Annotated in this window: 20 protein-coding genes and 1 riboswitch; of the genes, 12 read left to right on the top strand and 8 right to left on the bottom strand. The window is 64.0% G+C overall.

Annotated features, from left to right (window positions below):
* Nucleotides 1-104 precede the first annotated feature (104 nt).
* Nucleotides 105-1,307, top strand: a complete 1,203-nt coding sequence (locus ACOGJB_RS07705; protein ID WP_419840227.1) for an acyl-CoA dehydrogenase family protein — start codon at nt 105-107, stop codon at nt 1,305-1,307.
* Between the two features lie 311 nt (nt 1,308-1,618).
* Here ACOGJB_RS07705 and ACOGJB_RS07700 read toward each other — a convergent pair whose 3' ends face one another.
* Nucleotides 1,619-2,326: an RES domain-containing protein gene (locus ACOGJB_RS07700; protein WP_419840226.1), complete on the bottom strand. Its 708-nt coding sequence runs from the start codon at nt 2,324-2,326 to the stop codon at nt 1,619-1,621.
* A 963-nt stretch (nt 2,327-3,289) separates the two neighbouring features.
* Here ACOGJB_RS07700 and ACOGJB_RS07695 point away from each other — a divergent pair.
* The 3 genes from ACOGJB_RS07695 (at nt 3,290) to ACOGJB_RS07685 (ending at nt 4,776) form a co-directional block, all read left to right on the top strand.
* Nucleotides 3,290-4,060, top strand: coding sequence for an ATP-binding protein (locus ACOGJB_RS07695; protein WP_419840225.1), 771 nt, complete (start codon nt 3,290-3,292; stop codon nt 4,058-4,060).
* A gap of 123 nt (nt 4,061-4,183) precedes the next feature.
* Nucleotides 4,184-4,456, top strand: coding sequence for an AbrB/MazE/SpoVT family DNA-binding domain-containing protein (locus tag ACOGJB_RS07690; RefSeq protein WP_419840224.1), 273 nt, complete (start codon nt 4,184-4,186; stop codon nt 4,454-4,456).
* Nucleotides 4,453-4,776 carry a type II toxin-antitoxin system PemK/MazF family toxin gene (locus tag ACOGJB_RS07685; RefSeq protein WP_419840223.1) on the top strand — a complete coding sequence of 108 codons (324 nt, stop codon included), beginning with the start codon at nt 4,453-4,455 and terminating at the stop codon, nt 4,774-4,776. The genes ACOGJB_RS07690 and ACOGJB_RS07685 overlap by 4 nt, the downstream gene beginning before the upstream one ends.
* A 14-nt stretch (nt 4,777-4,790) precedes the next feature.
* On the opposite strand, the gene ACOGJB_RS07680 is transcribed toward ACOGJB_RS07685, so the two are convergent.
* The gene (locus tag ACOGJB_RS07680) at nt 4,791-5,585 is read right to left on the bottom strand and encodes an enoyl-CoA hydratase/isomerase family protein (protein WP_419840222.1); all 795 of its coding nucleotides are present in this window, start codon (nt 5,583-5,585) and stop codon (nt 4,791-4,793) included.
* A 157-nt stretch (nt 5,586-5,742) separates the two neighbouring features.
* Complete coding sequence (locus tag ACOGJB_RS07675; RefSeq protein WP_419840221.1) at nt 5,743-6,900, bottom strand: pyridoxal phosphate-dependent aminotransferase; 1,158 nt, start codon at nt 6,898-6,900, stop codon at nt 5,743-5,745.
* 85 nt (nt 6,901-6,985) lie between these two features.
* Here ACOGJB_RS07675 and ACOGJB_RS07670 point away from each other — a divergent pair, with 85 nt between their 5' ends.
* Nucleotides 6,986-8,479, top strand: a complete 1,494-nt coding sequence (locus ACOGJB_RS07670) for a cobyric acid synthase (protein WP_419840220.1) — start codon at nt 6,986-6,988, stop codon at nt 8,477-8,479.
* Between the two features lie 39 nt (nt 8,480-8,518).
* On the opposite strand, the gene cobO is transcribed toward ACOGJB_RS07670, so the two are convergent.
* The 4 genes from cobO to ACOGJB_RS07650 all read right to left on the bottom strand — a co-directional run bounded on the left by cobO (nt 8,519) and on the right by ACOGJB_RS07650 (nt 12,179).
* Nucleotides 8,519-9,112, bottom strand: a complete 594-nt coding sequence (cobO, locus tag ACOGJB_RS07665) for a cob(I)yrinic acid a,c-diamide adenosyltransferase (RefSeq protein ID WP_419840219.1) — start codon at nt 9,110-9,112, stop codon at nt 8,519-8,521.
* The gene (locus tag ACOGJB_RS07660) at nt 9,109-9,933 is read right to left on the bottom strand and encodes an ABC transporter ATP-binding protein (protein ID WP_419840697.1); all 825 of its coding nucleotides are present in this window, start codon (nt 9,931-9,933) and stop codon (nt 9,109-9,111) included. The genes cobO and ACOGJB_RS07660 overlap by 4 nt, the downstream gene beginning before the upstream one ends.
* 86 nt (nt 9,934-10,019) lie before the next feature.
* A complete protein-coding gene (locus ACOGJB_RS07655) occupies nt 10,020-11,108 on the bottom strand; it encodes a FecCD family ABC transporter permease (RefSeq protein WP_419840218.1) in 1,089 nt (362 codons plus the stop codon).
* Nucleotides 11,109-11,132: 24 nt separating this feature from the next.
* Nucleotides 11,133-12,179, bottom strand: coding sequence for an ABC transporter substrate-binding protein (locus ACOGJB_RS07650; protein WP_419840217.1), 1,047 nt, complete (start codon nt 12,177-12,179; stop codon nt 11,133-11,135).
* Nucleotides 12,180-12,231: 52 nt separating this feature from the next.
* Nucleotides 12,232-12,375: riboswitch (adenosylcobalamin (AdoCbl) riboswitch) on the bottom strand.
* A gap of 146 nt (nt 12,376-12,521) precedes the next feature.
* On the opposite strand from ACOGJB_RS07650, the gene ACOGJB_RS07645 reads away from it, so the two are divergent.
* A complete protein-coding gene (locus ACOGJB_RS07645) occupies nt 12,522-12,764 on the top strand; it encodes a hypothetical protein (RefSeq protein WP_419840216.1) in 243 nt (80 codons plus the stop codon).
* Nucleotides 12,761-13,192, top strand: coding sequence for a TA system VapC family ribonuclease toxin (locus tag ACOGJB_RS07640; RefSeq protein WP_419840215.1), 432 nt, complete (start codon nt 12,761-12,763; stop codon nt 13,190-13,192). The genes ACOGJB_RS07645 and ACOGJB_RS07640 overlap by 4 nt, the downstream gene beginning before the upstream one ends.
* Here ACOGJB_RS07640 and ACOGJB_RS07635 read toward each other — a convergent pair.
* A complete protein-coding gene (locus ACOGJB_RS07635) occupies nt 13,158-13,577 on the bottom strand; it encodes a DUF2784 domain-containing protein (RefSeq protein WP_419840214.1) in 420 nt (139 codons plus the stop codon). The two genes, ACOGJB_RS07640 and ACOGJB_RS07635, sit on opposite strands and share 35 nt — an antisense overlap.
* Before the next feature lie 188 nt (nt 13,578-13,765).
* On the opposite strand from ACOGJB_RS07635, the gene ACOGJB_RS07630 reads away from it, so the two are divergent.
* The 5 genes from ACOGJB_RS07630 (at nt 13,766) to ACOGJB_RS07610 (ending at nt 19,426) form a co-directional block, all read left to right on the top strand.
* Entirely contained in the window at nt 13,766-15,355 is a 1,590-nt protein-coding gene (locus tag ACOGJB_RS07630; RefSeq protein WP_419840213.1) for a type I restriction-modification system subunit M, read from the top strand.
* 67 nt (nt 15,356-15,422) lie between these two features.
* Entirely contained in the window at nt 15,423-15,701 is a 279-nt protein-coding gene (locus tag ACOGJB_RS07625; protein WP_419840212.1) for a hypothetical protein, read from the top strand.
* 1 nt (nt 15,702) lies between these two features.
* Entirely contained in the window at nt 15,703-16,146 is a 444-nt protein-coding gene (locus tag ACOGJB_RS07620; RefSeq protein ID WP_419840211.1) for a nucleotidyltransferase substrate binding protein, read from the top strand.
* Complete coding sequence (locus ACOGJB_RS07615; protein WP_419840210.1) at nt 16,128-17,702, top strand: restriction endonuclease subunit S; 1,575 nt, start codon at nt 16,128-16,130, stop codon at nt 17,700-17,702. Before ACOGJB_RS07620 ends, ACOGJB_RS07615 begins: the two co-directional genes overlap by 19 nt.
* Nucleotides 17,696-19,426 (top strand): ATP-dependent nuclease, encoded by a 1,731-nt coding sequence (locus ACOGJB_RS07610; RefSeq protein ID WP_419840209.1) that lies wholly within the window; start codon nt 17,696-17,698, stop codon nt 19,424-19,426. Before ACOGJB_RS07615 ends, ACOGJB_RS07610 begins: the two co-directional genes overlap by 7 nt.
* Nucleotides 19,427-19,432 lie beyond the last annotated feature (6 nt).

Here is a 19,432-nt window from a genome sequence, read left to right as displayed (position 1 = left end):
CAATCGCAGTCGCCGCGCCGAGCGCACATGGGCCGACACGGTGCTTGGCATCGCCGAGCACCCCGCCGAGATTGCCGGGTGCTGCCTGCGCGTAGCCTGCCTCCATGGATTTCGACTGGCCGGAAGATGATGATCCTCGCCGTGTCGCGGTGCGCGACTGGCTCGATGACCACGACGGAAATCCGAGCCAGGAGGCGCTGGCACACGCTGGCTACGTGGCGCCGCACTGGCCGAAGCCCTACGGCCTCGGGGCCGACCCCATCACCCAGCTGCTGATCGATGAGGAGCTGGTCAAAGCCGGTGTGAGGCGTCTGGCGGGCGGCATCGGGCTGGGCTGGGCCGGTCCGACGATCCTGTATGGCGGCACCGATGCGCAGCAGAAGCGTTACCTGTGGCCGATCCTCACCGGCGAGGAAGTGTGGTGCCAGCTGTTCTCCGAGCCTGACAGCGGCTCCGACTTGGCGAATCTGGCAACCCGGGCCGTGCGCGACGGCGATCGCTACATCGTCAACGGCTCGAAGATCTGGTCTTCAGGAGCGCATCGCAGCAAGCTCGGCATCCTCATTGCGCGCACCGATCCCGATGTGCCCAAGCACCGGGGCGTGTCGTACTTCATCTGCCCGATGGACAGCCCCGGCCTGGAGCTGCGCCCGATCGTCGACATGACCACGGCCCACTCGTTCAACCAGACGTTCTTCAACGACATGGAATTGCCCGTCGAGAATCGGATCGGGGACGAGAACGACGGCTGGCGTCTGGCGAAGATCACGCTCGGCAACGAGCGAGTGTCGCTGTCGGGAGAAGGGGCGCTGTGGGGCAGCGGCCCCAGCGCTGCCGATCTGCTCGACGTGGTCCGATCAGCCGGCGGGCTGAGTGACCCGGTCATGCGTGATCGGGCAGCACGGCTGCACATCGAGGGCGAGGTGCTGCGTCTCATCCGTCTGCGGACGCTGAGTGCGCGCCTGGCAGGCCGCCAGCCGGGGCCCGAAGCCAGCGTGCGCAAAGCGCTCGCTGACGATCACGGCCAGCATGTGATGACACTGGCAAAGGACCTCTCCGGGGCCCACGGGCTGCTGGCAGACACCGGTCCGCTCGGCACGTCGCCCGAGTTCCCCAAGACACAAGCCGTCGTCGAGGGCTGGAACGGCTGGCACGGCGGTTACCTGTTCAGCCCTGCGCTCACGATCGGCGGCGGCACCTCAGAGGTGCAGCGCAACATCATCGCCGAGCGGGTGCTGGGCCTGCCCCACGACGTCGACGTGGAATCCGGCAAGACCTGGGCCGAGTCCCGATCGTCGCTCGCCTGAGTGACACTGAAGCTCGCGAGCGGCATGCCCGGTCTGGTTGGGCTAAGGCGGCCCGCATGGCACGCGGGCGAGACGCCGCAGTGACTGGGTCGTGGCCGTCGCCCCGGACTCCATCCCCGAAGCAGCTGCCTCAGACCACCCCACGTACACAGAGGAAATGACACTCCCGCCAGGGCGCTATCTGGCTGGATCCGAGGGGGGCGGATTCCACCGGTGGTTGCGAGTGATCGGTCATGACGACCGGTTGTTCAACACAGCCACGATATTGCGGGACTCAACAGAACGGGTCGATTGATACCAGGTGAGCGCGATCACACCGCGACCGCCAACCCGACAAGCGTGGCAGTCTGCCGCACGAAGTCGAACCCGTCGCCTCGACTTAGATCCTCATAGATGACCTCCTGATCGAAGACAGCATCTCCTGCGTTGTCATGGTCATACACGACCGCGATATGTCCGGATTGTTCAGCGACAGTGAGCAGTACTCGCATTGGAGCGTCGGCGTGTGCAGCCGCGATTTCCGCTTGCCTGGAATTCCAGATGAATCCTGACGTGGAATGTCCATCGACCTGCATCTGCGCTCTGGTGCGAGCCCAATCGCGTGTGCATGGATAGTGCGCCGATGAGCAAGAAACCAGATTCTCTCGATCTAGCCCGTATTGGGGAAGTTGCACGTCTCTGATGTCGAAGAGCAGATGATCGACTTGAGGTGCGACTGCCCGCAAGGTCAAGCCTTCAAGGTCGGATCGCTCCACCAAGTTCTCATCGCCCCAAGTGTCATGGAGCGCGGTTTCGAGCAGTGCACTCACGTGGTTCTGTGCAATATATGTGTGCGGAATGACATTGCTGTCGCCATCGAAGAGCGGACTGAACCTGCTGTCACCGCGTCCGGATCTGTTGAATATGCCGGGATGCCGAGACACGTTGTACCACACAGCTCGCGTGAGCACCGCAGTCGATACGGGTCCCTGAGGGAGAGATTGATCAACGGTGCAAGTATCCGGATCAGGGCAGATCATGAAGTGGCTTGAATCATCCGCCGATGCGCAGCCTCATATACGTGCTCAGTGTCCGTCTCGATCACGTCTGCAGCGATCTTCCCCGACAGCCCGGCGTTGGGTCGAGCGATCCATCTCCAGATCGCCCAATCATTCAGCCTTGCCTCTCGGAGCTCGGTTATGACTGGTCGCCAGACTGTCCGAACATCGAAGGCATCATCGAGCAGAACAGCAGGAACTCGAATCTCGCCTGAGACGGTTACGACAACGAGTTCGTTTCGTTTGCACGATCTCTGAATTTGCCGTTGCACGGTGTTCAGGGAGCAATTGCGACCTCTCGCGAGGTCTCTGGTGCTCAGCGAGCCTGTGTCAAGAAGCCCCTGTCTCGACTCGTGCACTCTGTGGGCGTTGAGAATGCGCGACTCCATATCTGGGCACCGATAGCGACCTTCGTCGGCTATCAGTGTCTCTGTGTCAGCATCACCGAGGCCATCGGTGTTCGGCTTCATCGGCACGAACCCCCAGCCACGAAGCCACGGGGCGAGGTCAGCAAGGCTCCGCGCCATGTGCCGACCAGCCATCTCGGCCTCTCCCTGATCCAGTGTTGCCGACATGCGAGCCCTATCTGTCCGCTATGTGCATGCTAGCACGTTGGCGGACACAGGCGACAAGCAGCGGATGTGCATCGTCCGCGACCGCCATCGCACGATCTGAGCGTTGCCTGAGATGCGCTCGACGCTGATGCTCAGGCATGTTCCGATGTTCTCAGGCGCCACGCCTCGAAGGAGTCTTGCCGCGGCATTGCTGGGAAGGCGAAGTCTGCCAAAGAGGACTTTGTTGCAGTATTGAAGTGGGATTTATTGCTGTATATCTGCGGTATATTTTGCGGTATGGACCCGAAGGCGCTGGCACCCGAGGGTTACTTGCCGCGGGTCGTGGACCGCCAGATGCAGCGATTGCCGAGAACAGCGCCCGCCGTCCCGTGTGGCTGAGTTGATCTGCCGTGGCGGCTTCCCGAGGCTTGTCACGCTGCATCATCGCGACGCCCGTCAGCGCCTGAGGGACTACTTGGGCGATCTTGCCCGAATCGACCTGATGACTGGCGAGGCGGCAGGTCATGATGCGCACAAGATGCTGGCGCTGATCGCATCGCTTGCGCGCAATGAGGCCACGTCGGCGTCGTTGCGGACGCTCGTCGAGGACACCGCGGGCTTCGGCGGTCCTTCCGACAGCGGCACGGTCCGTCGCTATCTGGACCGGCTTGCGGAGGCGTTCGTGATCGAGCCGCTCCCTGCGTGGTCGACGCATCTTCGCAGCACCGCGACACTGCGCTCAAAGCCGAAGCGGTACTTCGTCGACCCGTCCCTCGCAGCAGCCATCCTGCGGGCGTCCCCTGACGGGCTGGTGGCTGATCTGGAAGCGCTCGGCCTGCTGTTCGAATCGCTGGTGATCCGCGACCTGCGGATCTACGCCCAAGAAGCCGACGCAGAGGTCATGTACTACCGCGACAGCAAGGATCTCGAGGCCGACGCGATCATCACCCGTGGGGCGGGAGACTGGACCGCGGTCGAGGTCAAGCTCGGCGGCGGCGCAGCCATCGAAGCAGCCATCAGATCATTGCGCCGCGTACGGGCGAAGGTCGACACCCAGCGTGCCGGCGAGCCCTGCCGGTTGATCGTTGTCACCGCTGCCGGGAGAGCCTTCGAGACCAACGACGACATCGCCGTCGTCCCGCTCACCCACCTACGGCCCTAACCCATCACTTCGCATTCGGGGTCCGCCGCTGTCTCGCTCGCCCCTCGGCGGTGGCAGCAGTGGATACGATGTAATTACGCAAGTAGCTGCCGGTGATATGGCTGAACGAGCGAGGAGGCCCCCGTGGACGCGAGAATCGTGCCGATCGGCAATTCGCGCGGTGTTCGGCTGCCGAAACCGCTCATCGAGGAAGCCGGCTTGGGCGAACGGGTATCGCTTCGCGTTGTGGATGGCGGGGTGCTCATCGAGCCTCGCCCGGAGGCGAGGACAGGGTGGGCCAAAGCTGCCCGGCTGGCTCGCGAGCGAGGTGACGAGGTCGTTGTCGAGCCGTGGCCGTTGACCGGCTTCGACATCGACGCGTGGGAATGGGAATCGACGGATGAGGATGCTCGGTGACGCCTGGCCGTGGTGAGGTGTACTTGTGCAACCTGGATCCCACGATCGGCATTGAGATTCGCAAGACCCGCCCTGCCGTGGTGATCTCGCCCGATGAGCTCAATGAGCATTGGCCGAGCTGTCTGGTTGCACCCATGACGACCGGCAGCCGCCAGTACCCGTTCAGGGTTGCGTGCCGATTCGACGGTGTGAACGGTCACGTCGTGTTGGACCAGATACGGGCGGTGGACACGGCACGCCTTGTACGCAGGCTTGGCCGTCTCTCAGGGCCGACGACGGCGAAAGTCCTTGCTGTCGCTCGCGAGATGTTCGCTGACTGACCCATTGAGCGGCTCTAGCGGCCGGTGAAGGTGGGGGGACGCTTCTCCAGGAACGCCTTGACGGCTTCCTTGGTGTCCTCGGTGGTGAAGTTGAGCGATTGCGCCATGCCTTCGGCCTCGAGCGCGGTGTTGAAGTCGGCCGAGGCGTTGAGCGTGAGCAGGCGCTTCGTCATTGCGACAGCAATCGGCGGCCCGGCGGCGAGGCGATCCGCCCAGTCGTCGACGAATGCGTCGAGGTCTCCGTGGGGCACCACCTTGTTGACGATGCCGAAGTCCTCTGCTTGCTTGGCATCAATGACGTCGGCGAAGAACGCCAACTCCTTCGCCCGGTGCAGACCGATCAGCCGCGGCAGTATCCACGTGCCGCCGAAGTCGACACTGAGCCCGCGGCGAGCGAAGATCTCGCTGAATCGGGCCTGGTCCGAAGCCACAATCAAATCGCAGGCCAGCGCCATGTTCATGCCAGCGCCCGCAGCGACGCCGTTCACCTTGGCGATGACCGGCACCATGATCGAGTAGAGCGCTGACACCGTCTGCTGAATCACATTCAGGTCTTGCAGCGCATGTCGCTTCGGCCTGTCGTCGTCGCCGCCGGCGAGATCGGCGCCGCTGCAGAACGCGTCGCCTGCGCCAGTCATCACCACGCAGCGAACGGTGGGGTCTCCACCGATTGCGTTCCACGTTTCGCGCAGCTCGGTGAACATCTGGGTGCTCGCCGCATTGAGGCGGTGGGGCCTGTTCATGGTGATGGTGACGACGCCGTTGTCCGACGCGTCGATGATCAGAGTTTCGAGTTCTGCCGATTCCATGGGCAGCGACGCTAGTGGTGGGGAGCGCGCTGCGCCCATTGGCTCGAGAGGCTGAGCCGAATGGCACAGCCGTGGCCCGAGCGGCCCGTGAGCGGAGTGAACAAGAGCGGGAGACAATGGGCGCTGCAACGGGATCGTGCGCCAAACCGCGCGACCCCTAACGCCGCTGATCGGACCACCCAGCCAAGCGTTCGACCGTCTGATTCATGTCGTCGTTGCTGCCGGCGAAGGAGAAGCGGATGTAACGGTGCCCCTCGGCGGGGTCGAAGTCGATGCCGGGTGTGGTGGCGATGCCCAGCTCTGCAAGCCACTTGGCTGCGAGCTCGGCGCTGTCGTCGGTGAGATGGTCGACATTGGCGTAGATGTAGAACGCACCGTCGGGCGGGGCGATGCGATCAATGCCCGCCGAGGGCAAGCCGTCGAGCAGGATTCGGCGGTTGACGGTGTAGCGCGCCACGTTCGCCTCGAGCTCGCCGATGCTGTCGAAGGCGCCCAAGGCGGCGTACTGAGAGACCGTGGCCGCGGCGATGGTGGCGTTCTGGGCGAGGCGCTCGACTGGCGAAACGAGGTCGGGTGGCAGCAGCAGCCATCCCAGTCGCCAACCGGTCATCGAGAAGTACTTGGAGAAGCTGTTCACGACGACGGCACTCGGGCTGTGCGCCGCCGCCGTGGCCGCCTGCGTTCCATAGGTGATGCCGTGGTAGATCTCGTCGGACACGAGCCGCACGCCGGAGTCGTGACACCAGCGAGCAAGCCGGCCCAGCTCGTCGGCCATGAGCATGGTGCCGGTGGGGTTGGCGGGGCTGGCGACGACCAGCCCGTCGAGCGGGCCGGCGCTCTCGACCCCCTCGGCGGTCAGCCGGAACCCGGTCTCGGGTGTGACCGCAATCTCGATGACCTCGATGCCGAGCGCTTCGAGAGTGTTGCGATAGCAGGGATAGCCCGGCGACGTCACCGCCACCCGGTCGCCTGCCTCGAAACACGCCAGGAAAGCGAGTGTGAACGCCCCGCTGGCACCTTGGGTGACGACGATGCGGCCGGCGTCGGTGTCGTGCCCATACCAGTCGGCGTAGTGCTGAGCGAGGCGCTGCCGCAGTGGCTCGATGCCCACAGCCGACGTGTAGCCCAGCACGTCACCGTCGATGGCAGCCTTCGCAGCGGAGCGCGCTCCCGCGGGGGCGGGCGTGGATGGCTGGCCGACCTCCATGTGCACGACATCGCCGCCAGCGGCCTCCCGCTGTGCAGCAGCGCGCATCATCTCCATCACGAAGAACGGCGCGATGTCCGCCCGCTCCGAGATCTTGAGGCCGCTCACGCCCGGGCTCGTTCGCGCATGGCCTCAGAGGTTAAGAGCCCGTCTCGGGCGCCGGGGCAATCTGGGGTGTTTGTACGCTGCCGCGGTGCCCGGCCACGCCACAGATGCACTGGCGCCTGGCCTGATGGTGTGCGGGACCGCATCCAACGCCGGCAAGAGCACGCTCGTGGCAGGTCTGTGCCGCCTGCTGGCACGGCGTGGCGTGCGAGCGGCTCCGTTCAAGGCCCAGAACATGGCGTTGAACTCCGCGGTCACGGCCTCGGGTCACGAGATCGGCAGGGCCCAGTTCGCGCAGGCGCAGGCTGCGGGCGTCGAGGCCACCGTTGCCATGAACCCGGTCTTGCTGAAGCCGACGAGCGATGTCGCTGCCCAGGTCATCGTGGAGGGCAGGCCGTTGGGTTCGATGAGTGCGGCGGAGTATCACCGCTACAAGCCGGAACTGTTCGAGCTTGTCCTGGAGTCACTGCTCCAACTGCGCTGCGAATTCGACACTGTCGTGCTGGAAGGAGCGGGAAGCCCCGCCGAGATCAACCTCGCCGACAGCGACATCGTCAATCTGCGCATCGCCGAGCGGGCGGGCGTACCAGCGATTGTCGTCGGCGACATCGACATGGGCGGGGTCTTCGCCTCGCTCGCGGGCACTGTCGCGCTGCTCCCTGCCGCACAGCGGGACCTTGTGCGCGGCTTCGTGATCAACAAGTTCCGCGGCGACCCGACCCTGCTCGGCAACGGGCTCGTCGATCTGGAGCGACACAGCGGGGTGCCCACGCTCGGCGTGATCCCGATGCTCGACGAGTTGCACATCGACGCCGAAGACTCCGTTGCGTTGGCACAGATGCCGCCGCCGCGGGCCGATGCTCATCTCGACGTAGCCGTGATCGCATTTCCGTACCTGTCGAACTTCACCGACCTCGATCCGCTCTTGGGCGAATCCGACATCGCCGTGCGTTTCGTTCGCTCGGCGCGCGAGCTGGGCCGTCCTGACCTGATCGTGCTGGGAGGATCCAAGGCCACAGTGGAGGACTTGGCATGGATGCGCTCACGGGGCATCGCCGATGCTGCGCTGGAGGCCGTCAATGAACACGGCGCAGTCGTGCTCGGTGTTTGCGGCGGCTACCAGATGCTCGGAACGAGCATCCATGACGACATCGAATCGCGACAGGGGATGGTGCAGGGTCTGGGTTTGCTCAGCGTCGAGACCATGTTCGAGGCGGACAAGGTGCTCGCCCAGCGCCGAGGCAAATCCTGCGGAGCTGACGTATGGGGCTACCAGATCCATCACGGCCGGGTCCAGCCCGCTTCCCACAGCGGCGAGGAGCCTTGGTTGTGGCTCGACGGCGAGCCTGAGGGTCGGTGCAACGGTCGGGTGATGGGCACATCGCTCCACGGCGTCTTCGAGAGTGACGAGTTCCGGCACGCGTTCTTGGCCGAGGTGGCTGCCGACCGCGGCTGCCCCTACACGCCGGAGCCCGGCTCGTTCGCCGACCGCCGCGAGGCACAGTTCGACAGGGTCGCCGACGCCATCGAGACCCATGTCGACGTGAGGGCGCTCTTCGAGATCATGGGCGTCGAAGCGTGACCGAGCCTCAACCGCAACCGTCGCCGGTCGTGGAGAGCCTCAGTAGTCGATGCCCTTCTTGGCTCGGATGCCTGCGTCGTAGGCGTGCTTGGTCTTGGTCATCTCGGTGACGGTGTCGGCAAGCTCGATCATCCATTCCGGGGCATCGCGGCCGGTCAGCACCAGCGACACCCGCTCGGGTCGGTCACGGAACGTGGCCTCCACTTCCGTTGCGTCGATCCAGCCCCAATTCAGGGGATAGGTGATCTCGTCAAAGATGACGAGGCGGTGATTGCCCGATTCCACCAGCGCCTTGCCATGCCGCCAAGCTTCGAGGGCCTCGGCTTCGTCCCGGGTCAAGTCGTCGCTGTCCCAGGTGAACCCTTCGCCAAGCGACCAGAAGTCGATGCCGAGGGGTTCGGCCATCATCTGTTCGCCGGTCACCCAGTTGTCCGACTTGAGGAACTGCACCACCGCGACAGGCCATTCACGAGCGCGTGCTCGCATCGCCATGCCGAACGCCGCTGAGGACTTGCCCTTGCCGTCGCCGGTGTTGACCACCACGAGGCTGCGCGCCGTGCGCAGCCCGTCAGGCCGCGGGTCCTCGGTCGGTGGGGTATCGAGCTCTGGCGCGTCTGCTTCGTTCTCGGTCATTCCTGGCCTCCATCGGGGTGCCGATATTGCGATGCTGCCTCATCAGCAGCGGGGGTTGTGTTGTGCGCGGTCGTCGTCGGCACGATCACGGGGCCCTCAGGGTCGTTGATCACCCGGACTTGGGCGTCGAAGTGCTCCGCGATGTTCGCAGCAGTGAGCACCTGCGCTGGCGTGCCGCGCTGCGCGATGGCGCCGCCGGCCAAGATGGCCACTTGATCGCCGTAGCGGGCGGCCAGGGTCAGATCGTGGAGCGTTGCGATGACGGTCAGGCCTCGTTCGCGACGCAGTGCGTCAACCAGTTCGAGCACGTCTTGCTGGTGTCCGAGGTCGAGTGCCGTCGTCGGTTCGTCGAGCAACAGGACATCTGCTTGCTGCGTGAGTGCTCTCGCGAGCACCGTGCGCTGGCGTTCACCGCCAGACAGCGACTGCACGGTGCGATCGTCGAATCCGCGCAGGTCGAGGCGGTCGAGCACCTGAGCCGCGATGTCACGGTCGCCAGTTGTCTCGCCGGCGAAGATGCTGCGGTGCGGCGTGCGCCCGAGCAGCACGTAGTCGGCGACGAGCATGCCCCGCGGGATGACCGGCGTTTGGGGTACGTAAGCGACCTTGCGGGCTCGCTCCGCCCGGCGCAATTTCGTGAGCCCGGAAACGCTGATGTGGCCGTCGTAGGCCACGAGACCCAGCACAGCCCGCAGCAGCGTTGTCTTGCCGGCCCCGTTGGGGCCGATGATGTTGATCCACTCGCCGTGCGAGACAGCCAGATCGAGGCCTCGCAATACGTGGGTGCCGTCGAGCCGGACATCGAGGGAACTCACGCGCACGGCATCTGTAAGCGCGCAGTCGGAGTGTCTGGCAGTCCATTCGCGGCGATCCGCCGTCGCCGTCGCCGTCACCGACGCTGCGCTCCTCACCAGATCTCCCGGCGGCTGGTGCGCAGGACGAACACGAAGAATGGCGCTCCCAAGAACGCCGTGACGACACCGATCGGCAGCTCAGCAGGGGCCAGGGCGGTCCGGGCCGTGAGGTCTGCCAGCACCATGAATGCGCCCCCGAACAGCACGGACAGCGGCAGCACCGCTCGGTTGGACGTACCGAACACCAGCCGAACGGCGTGAGGCACGATGATGCCGACGAAGCCGATGAGACCGCTGACCGACACCGCCGCCGCAGCGCCGAGCGACGCCGCTCCCACCACGATCATGCGCACACGACGCGGTTCCAGCCCCAGCGCCGCCGCTTCCTCGTCACCGACGGCCAGTACGTCGAGTGCTCTGCGGTAGCGGAGCACCACCACCGCAGTCAGCGCGAAGTACGGCAGTAACAGCAGCGGCTCCGACCATCCCGACGTGGCGATGCGGCCGAGAATCCACGCAAAGATCTTGCGAAACGCGTCGCTGTTGGCCTGCAGCGCGTAGGTCTGGCAGGCAGTCAGGAAGCTCGCTACAGCGATGCCCGCCAGGATCAGCGACGCCGTGGAGCGGCCGCTGAGATGACCGGCCGCGTACGACACCACGACCGCTACCAGTGCGCCAGCGAACGCCGCCAAGGGCACCAGGTCGAATGCGCCGGCGCCGTCACCGAGGTTGTTGGTGATGGCGAGCGTCGCGCCCAGCCCGGCACCAGCGGCGATACCCAGCAGGTACGGGTCGGCCAGCGGGTTGCGAAAGGCAGCTTGGTAGGTCGCACCGCTCAGGGCCAGCGTGGCGCCCACGAGCAGGCCGAGAGCGACGCGAGGCAGCCGGATCTGGGTCACGATCGCCGCGTGGGCGTCGCTCAGCCCTGAATCGAACGCCAGCCCGGGTGCCAAGTTCGCTAGTTCGGCCACCACCCGGTGCGCGGCGATGCCGACCGGTCCGATCGTCAGACCGCAGACGACAGCGACCGCTACGGCGCCCACGCCTGCGACGAGCGCGCGTGGGCGCAGATCCGACGCTCGCAGCGCAACTCCGGAGGAATCGTCTTGCCCCTCGGCGGGCACCGGACTCCCGGCAGTCATCGACGGCCTCGCATCACTGTTCGCTCATCCGCCGTCGCCGATTGACACCAGAACCTCAGAAATGGCCTCGATGAAATCCACGAGTCGGGGACCCCACCTGGACACGATGTCGTCGTTGAGTTCGACGACGCGACCGGTCTGCACCGCAGCGAGCTGGTCCCAGCCCGGGCGCGCCGCGACGGTCTCCGCGTTCTGCCCGCAGCACAGCGTGTCGGCCAGGAAGATCACGTCGGGGTTGGCATCCACCAAGTACTCGTCGCTGAGCTGCGGGTAGCCGTAGGCGGAGCCGTCGGAGTCGGCAGGGTCGGCCACATTTTCGAGCCCGAACAGCCCATACACGTGACCGATGAAGGTCGCACTGGTGACCGTGTAGAGCGTGTTGTCGAGCTCGTGGTAGTAGCTGAGCTCCGATGCATCAGGCGCAGTAGCGATCAGCTCGCCGATGCGCTCTTGCATGTCTGAAACCAGCAGGTCGGCTTGGTCGACCAGATCGAGCGTCTCGCCGAACTGGGCGATCTGGGCATACACGTCGTCGAAGGTGATGGGCGGGTCGTGGACGAGCACATCGATGCCGGTGGATTCCAGGCTTGCGATCACGTCGCCGTCGGTTCCCATGATGACGAGATCGGGGTCGTACGACACGATGGCCTCGATGTTCGGATTCCATCCGCTCAGATCGGTGACCGGCGTCCCCTCGGGGTAGTACGAGTACTCGTCGACAGCCACAAACCGGTCGCCTGCGCCGATTGCGTACGCAATCTCGGTGCCGGTGGGGGAGATGGAGACGATCCGCTGGTACCGATATTCGGGCTCGTCGGGGGCAGGTTCTGCCTCGCTGGCCTCCTCGGCCGCCGCGGCCGTGTCGGCGGGCCCCTCAGCAGCGGCTTCGGTTGTCGTCGTTGGCGCCTGCGTCGCTGCCGGCGCTTCGGAGATGGCGTCCGTGGCCGGTGCAGGTGTTGGGCTGCTCGTCGCGTCGTCGCTGCCGCAAGCTGACGCCAGCAGCAGCACTGTCGCGAAGATCCATGCCAGCCGTTGTGGCAGTGAGGCCCGTCTGGGCGCGGTGCGGTTCATGGTGTTCTCCCTTCTGCTCGAGTTCAGGGCCGAGCAGCGGGAGCACCCACCGCACGAGCCGCTCCTTACCTCGAGGAATCGGTTCGTGGATGGCAGACGGGAGGCGACCGGACTTGTCCCCCGAAGGGGCATCACCGTTGCGGGACAGTGCCGGGATCTCACCGGCTTCGCTCACGACAACCGGGTGCGAGTCTACGGCTTGGCTCGCGACGCCGAGTCACTGCGACGCGGACGCCTGTATCAGGCAAGCGTCTCATCCGGGCGATCGGCGGTGGGTGATGGCAATACGACGTTCGTAGGCGAGATGGACGCATATGCACATACCTAGGTATGCTTATATGTATGAGAACGACCATCAATCTGCCTGACGGACTGGCCGAGGAAGCGAAGCAGAAAGCCAGAGAGTCTGGTCGAACGTTCACCAGCCTGGTGATCGAGGGATTGCGTCAAGTACTGAGCGAGTCGGACATGCCGGTCAGGTTCGAGCGACTGCCAGTTCACGGCAGCTCCTCTGATCGGCCGCTCGTCGATGTGTCTGATCGTGATGCGCTCGCAGCAGCGCTCGATGCCGACGGTCTTCGATGATCCTTCCCGATGTCAATGTCATCGTCTACGCGTACAAGCGCGAAGAAGGACTTCATGGCCAGTACGCAGATTGGCTCAACAATGCAGCGGTCGGCGCCGAGGCTCTCGCCCTTGTCGACGTTGTGCTGACCGGCTTTCTTCGCATTGTCACCAACCCTCGGATCTACGTCGAACCGGCCCCATTGAGCGAGGCGCTCTCGTTCGTGACCGCATTGCGAGCTGCCGGACCGGCACGAGTTGTTCATGCCACCGCAGCGGCGTGGGAGCATTTCGCGGCCTTCGCCGAGGCAGATCGGCTGTTGCGAGGCAATCTGGTGCCCGACGCATGGCTTGCTGCAATCGCGGTCGCCACCGGAGCGCGGATTGCCACCGCCGATGCCGGCTTCTCTCGATTCAAGGGGCTGGAGTGGTTCGATCCGGTGAGTTGAGCCGAGTTCGGCAAGGAAGCGGCGGTCGAGTGCCGCGCTGACGCATGCGCCAGTAGCTCACCGCGATCGGGACCGTCAAGGTGACGAGCATCGTGAAGTTGACTCTGCCGGTGATGCCCGGCGGGTAGATCGGTTCCACCAGGTAGTGCGAGATGAAGCCGGTCTCGTAGGGCTCTCGCCCGCCCTTGCGCAGGAGCCAAGTCTCCCACACGGTCAGCGGGCAGTCCGAACCGGTGAGGTTCACCACGCCGGCGGCGCCGATGGCCCCGAGGTGCCACTTCATCAGCTGCGGCCAGCGCCTCGCCATGAACCCGCCCACCAGCAGGAACACGATGTAGCTCAGGTGCGACGCCGCCACAAGTCGCGCCAGCCCGACAGCAACCATCGCTTCGCTCCTATGTCAACCCGCCGCTGCGACGCTATCGAGCGAGTGCGCTGCGGACTGCGCCGCCGTGACGGTCGCCGCGGCGGCCGTTGCTCATCAGATTGCGTCGATGCGAGTCCGATTGGAGTAGAAACGAATGCAGGTGCGAACGTCCACTGCGCCGGTCGAGTTCACAGCGGAGCCGAGAAATGCCCACGAACACATCCCGTGAGCGCGATGAGACCGGCGGCGATCTGGCCGACATCGAGCGGACGCTGTGGGCCGCAGCCGACAAGATGCGCGGGAGCATGGACGCTGCCGAATACAAGCATGTGGTGCTCGGTCTGATCTTCCTGAAGTACGTCTCGGATGCGTTCAGCGAGGTGCGGGCACAGCTGGAAGACGAGATGGACGAGGGCGCCGATCCCGACGACATCGACGAGTACCGCTGGCGCAATGTCGCCTGGGTGCCACCGCCTGCTCAGTGGGACACGCTTGTCGCTCAGGCTCGGCAGCCGACGATCGGCTCGATCGTGGACATGGCCATGGACGAGTTGGAGGCGCTGAACCCGGCGCTGCGCGGTGTGCTGCCCAAGGACTACGCGCGTCCGGCGCTCGACCAGGAACGACTCGGGCAGCTCATCGACATGCTGGGCAACGTCACGGTGGGCGATGCGGCAGCCCGCTCCCGCGATGTGCTCGGGCGGGTGTACGAGTACTTCTTGTCGATGTTCGCTGATGCTGAGGGCAAGCGCGGCGGCGAGTTCTACACGCCTCGCTGCGTGGTGAGGCTGCTCGTCGAGATGATCGAGCCGTATCAAGGCCGTGTGTACGACCCGTGCTGCGGTTCTGCGGGCATGTTCGTCCAGTCGGTGGACTTCATCGAGGCTCACGCCGACGGAAACGGGAATGGCGCAGCGCCGCCTCGCGGGGCACGCACCGACATCTCCGTCTACGGCCAGGAGTCCAACTACACGACGTGGCGCCTGGCTCGCATGAATCTGGCGATCCGCGGCATCGGGGGCCAGATCGAACACGGCGACTCGTTCCACGACGACCGTCATGGGGACCTGCGGGCAGACTTCATCTTGGCGAACCCGCCGTTCAACGTGTCCGACTGGGGCGGAGACCGGCTGAGCGACGATCAGCGCTGGCGTTACGGCGTGCCGCCCAAGGGCAACGCCAACTACGCCTGGGTGCAGCACATGGTGCATCATCTCGCTCCGCGGGGCGTCGCGGGTTTCGTGCTGGCGAACGGCTCGATGTCGTCTCAGCAGTCAGGCGAGGGCGAGATCCGCAAGAACCTGATCGAAGCCGACCTCGTCGACTGCATGGTCGCCCTGCCGGGCCAGCTGTTCTTCACGACCGCGATCCCGGCGTGCCTGTGGTTCTTGGCCAAGGACCGCACCGGCGAAGGTGCGTTGCGCGACCGGCGGGGCGAGATCCTGTTCATCGACGCTCGAACACTCGGACGCATGGTCGACCGCACCCATCGCGAGTTCACCGACGACGACATCGCCCAAGTTGCGAGTACCTACCACGCGTGGCGGTCGGCAGACAGCGCCGCCCCGTACGCCGATGAGCTCGGGTATTGCAAGTCGGTCTCGGTCGACGACGTGCTGGCTCACGACTGCGTGCTCACGCCGGGCCGCTACGTGGGCGTGGCACCCCAGCCCGACGACGGCGAGCCGTTCGCCGACAAGATGACCCGCCTGGCAGCCCAGTGGCGCGCCCAGCAAGCCGAAGCAGCGAAATTGGATTCCCAGATCGAAGCGAACCTGCAATCCTTGGGCTTCTGAGGACTGCTTGGTGCCGTCGGCCCCGGCAGACAGTTAGTAGTCATGCCGCAGGACGGAGGCCGGCACAATGGGAGACAGCAAACCGGACACCGGATCAGGGCCTGACAGCGCGCTGACTGTCAAGGGGCTCATCGATCTGCTGGCGACGTTCCCCGCGGATGCACGAGTCGTGGTGGACGGCTATGAGGACGGCTTCGACAACGTCTCGTCAGACAGCCTCAGCGCCATCAGCATCAGACACAAGCCCGATCATGCAGACTGGGAGGGCGAGAACGAAAACGCCAGATGGGATCCCGGCGACAACGACATCACCGCAGTCCGTATTGCGCGCAGGTATGGATTTTGAGATGACTGACGGTGATGCGCGGATCGATTACAGCAAGTTCACCAGTTCTCTCCAGCGTTTAGAAGAGCAGCACCAGCACTTACTGCATGACCTCGACGGGTACCCATCATGGATCGTCGATGGCATGCGAGAGTCCGTCATACAGCGTTTCGAAGTGTGCATAGACACCTGCTGGAAGACACTGAGGCGTCACCTCGGCGAAGTACTCGAGCTCAACGACGTGCCGACCAGCCCGGTCGAAGTCCTCAAACTCGGCGCAACCAATTCGCTGCTGGGCGAAGAACTTCCCGACTGGTTGAGATATTGGAGCATCAGAAATGACACGTCACACGATTACAGCGAGGAAAAGGCCGATGCCTGCCTTGCCATCGTTGGTCCGTATATCCGAGACGCAGTCGCACTGCACGACAGACTCATCGGCAAACCGTGGCGGAGCATGACGTGATAGATGATGCCATCGACCTCGACCCGGCTGATCGTGCAACAGTTCTGGAACTGCTGCACCGTCATGTCCCGGAGTGTGAGGTGCGCGCCTACGGATCTCGTGTTACATGGAGAGCGCGACCATACTCAGATCTCGATCTGGCAGTCATCGGCAGCGATGTACTCGGCCCGCTAGCTCTTATGGAACTTCGCGAAGCCTTAGCGAATGCGCCGCTTCCTTTCCTCGTCGATGTCCTGGAGTGGGAGGCCCTCCCTGATAGTTTCTGCCGAGAAATCGAAAGAATGTATGTGGTCCTACAAGAAGCGCGAGTAGTCGACGGTTGGCGCGATGTCGCAGTCGGAGATATCGCCCACATTGTGGGAGGTGGCACCCCCTCAACGAAGCGTCCGGAGTACTTTGGTGGCGATGTGCCATGGTTGACGCCCAAGGATCTTTCCGTGCCGCACGGTCGCTATGTAACACGAGGAAACCGCAGCCTCACTGAACAAGGACTGCACCAATCTTCGGCGACACTGGTGCCGAAGAGAACAGTGCTGCTCACCACGCGGGCCCCTGTCGGGTACGTTGCACTCGCGGCTCAGCCCGTTTCAACCAACCAAGGCTTCCGCAACCTAGTGGTCCGAGATGAGCATTGGCCGGAATTTGTGTACTACTGGCTTCTTGCCAATACGGCCGAACTCGAGCGACATGCTTCGGGATCTACATTCCGTGAGCTATCCGGATCGGTGCTAAAGCTCATCAGAATGAGAGTGCCTTACAAGGACGAACAACGGCGAATAGCCGATGTCTTGGGTGCGCTGGACGACAGGATCGAGTTGAATCGGCGGATGTGTGCGACGTTGGAGGAGATGGCGTCGGCGTTGTTCAAGGCTTGGTTCGTTGACTTTGAACCTGTGCGGGCCAAGATGGAAGACCGCTGGCGAGAAGGCGAATCGCTTCCGGGCCTCCCAGCCCACCTCTACGACCTCTTCCCCGACGAATTCACCGACTCCGAACTCGGCCCAATCCCCGCCGGTTGGCAACTAGATAATCTTGGCAGTGTTTTGCAATTGTTGTATGGCAAGGCATTGCCGGCTTCGAAGCGATTAACGGGATCTGTCCCGGTATTCGGGTCGAATGGGCGAGTGGGGTGGCACAATGAGAAATATGTTGATGGGCCCGGGATCATTGTTGGCCGGAAAGGTAATCCCGGAATGGTCGTGCGAGTCCATGAGGATTTCTATCCTATCGACACTACGTATTACGTGGAGGTGTCAGATGAGCGTCTAACCCTGGAATTCTTATACTATGCACTCGGCTTACAAGCACTTGCATCCATCGGGGCAGACTCAGCTGTTCCTGGCCTCAATCGCAATATGGCTTATATGAGCAGGCAGTTGATTCCCACCAAGGCTCTCGTTGACGCATTCTCGAGCCATGTATCGAGCCTCTGGAGGCTGGACCACACGCTAGATCAGAGCAGCAGGTGCTTGATCCAAGTGCGAGATGCGCTGCTGCCGAAATTGATTTCGGGCGAGATTCGGGTACGGGAATCTGAGGATGCGGCCTCGTGTTGACGCGGTTGGTGATGCGGAACTTCAAGCGGTTTGGCGAGGCCGAGGTCGAGTTGGCCAACCCGGTGGTACTGATCGGTCCGAACAATTCCGGGAAGACAACTGCGCTGCAAGCTTTGGCGCTGTGGCATGCTGGGCTACAGCTGTGGAGCGAGAAACGCGCGGGCACGTCGGCACCGGAGAAGCGTCCCGGTGTCGCGGTCAACCGTCGAGACTTGGTTTCATTGCCGGTCCCGGCAGCGAACCTGCTCTGGCATGAGTTGCGCACAAGGAACACGCACCGCGTCGATGGCAGGCAACGTACGGAGAATATCCGCGTCGAGATCGTTGTCGAAGGCGTCGGGCCGCGTGGCTCTTGGCAGTGCGGCCTGGAATTCGACTACGCGAACGAAGAATCCCTCTATTGCCGTCCGCTGCGGGCAGAGCCGGCGTCGAGTGCCGAGCGAATGCCCATTCCCGACGAGGCGCATGAGGTAGAGGTCGCGTTCTTGCCGCCGATGTCCGGTCTGACCGGAAGTGAAGTCCGCCTTGACCGAGGTGCGATCGATGTGCGCATCGGCGAAGGCCGCACGGCTGAGGTGCTGCGGAACCTCTGCTATCGCGTGCATGAAGAGGCCCCCGAGCGATGGATCGATCTCAGCAGGCGAGTCGACGAACTGTTCGGCGCGGAGATCGAAGCACCGCGTTACGTCACCGCCCGCGGCGAGATCACCATGCGATATCGGGAGCTCGGCACATGGCTCGACCTGTCCTCCAGCGGCCGCGGCTTCCAGCAGACGTTGCTCCTGTTGGCCTACATGTACGCCAATGAAGGTGCGGTGCTGCTGCTCGATGAGCCCGATGCTCACCTCGAGATCCTGCGGCAGCGTCAGACGTACCGGGTCATCAACGATGTCGCTGCGGAGACCGGCAGCCAGATCGTCGCCGCCAGCCACTCCGAGGTGCTGCTCAATGAGGCGGCCGGCAGCCACGCCGTGGTCGCATTCGTCGGTCGTCCCCACCGCATCGACGACCGCGGCAGCCAACTGCTCAAGTCGCTGCGCGACATCGGTTTCGAGCAGTACGCCCTCGCAGAAGCGATGGGCTGGGTTCTGTATCTCGAAGGTTCGACCGATCTGGCGATCCTGCAAGCATTTGCCGACCGGCTGGGCCACGACGATGCCAAACGGGCCCTCGCGCAGCCCTTTGTCCACTACGTCGGCAATCAATTGCCCAGTGCCCAACGCCATTTCTTCGGCCTGCGGGAGGCATTGCCGCAGCTACGCGGTGTCGTGTTGCTGGACGAACATCCCGGCGAGGGCGGCGGGGACGATTTGGAATGCCTTGCGTGGCACTGCCGGGAGATCGAGAACTATCTGTGTTCCCCTGCAACGCTTGAGGCGTTCGCGGAGGACACGGCACGCGGTGCAGTCATCGGCCAATTGTGGGAAGCCGGTGAAGTTGAGAGGCGTCAAGTGGCGATGAGCGACGCCGCAGCCGAAGTCGAGTCGGCCCTGCGGACGCTGCGGCAGATATCTCCGTGGGACCCAGACACCAAGGTCAGTGACGACTTCCTGACCCCGTTGTTCGCCTCCTACTTCGAGAAGCTCAACTTGCCGAACCTCATGCTCAAGCGCAGCTTCTACGAACTGGCCGACCACGTCCCGCTCGAAGACATCGACCCCGAAGTCACCGAGAAGCTGGACGCGATAGCCCAAGTTGCTTCAGTTTCGGGTGCTTCGCAGTAGTCTCGG

It is taken from the genome of Candidatus Poriferisodalis sp. (assembly GCF_965208895.1).
Taxonomy (GTDB): domain Bacteria; phylum Actinomycetota; class Acidimicrobiia; order Acidimicrobiales; family Poriferisodalaceae; genus Poriferisodalis.
The sequence above is the reverse complement of the archived record's forward strand: the minus strand, read 5'-3'. Positions and strand labels throughout refer to the sequence as shown.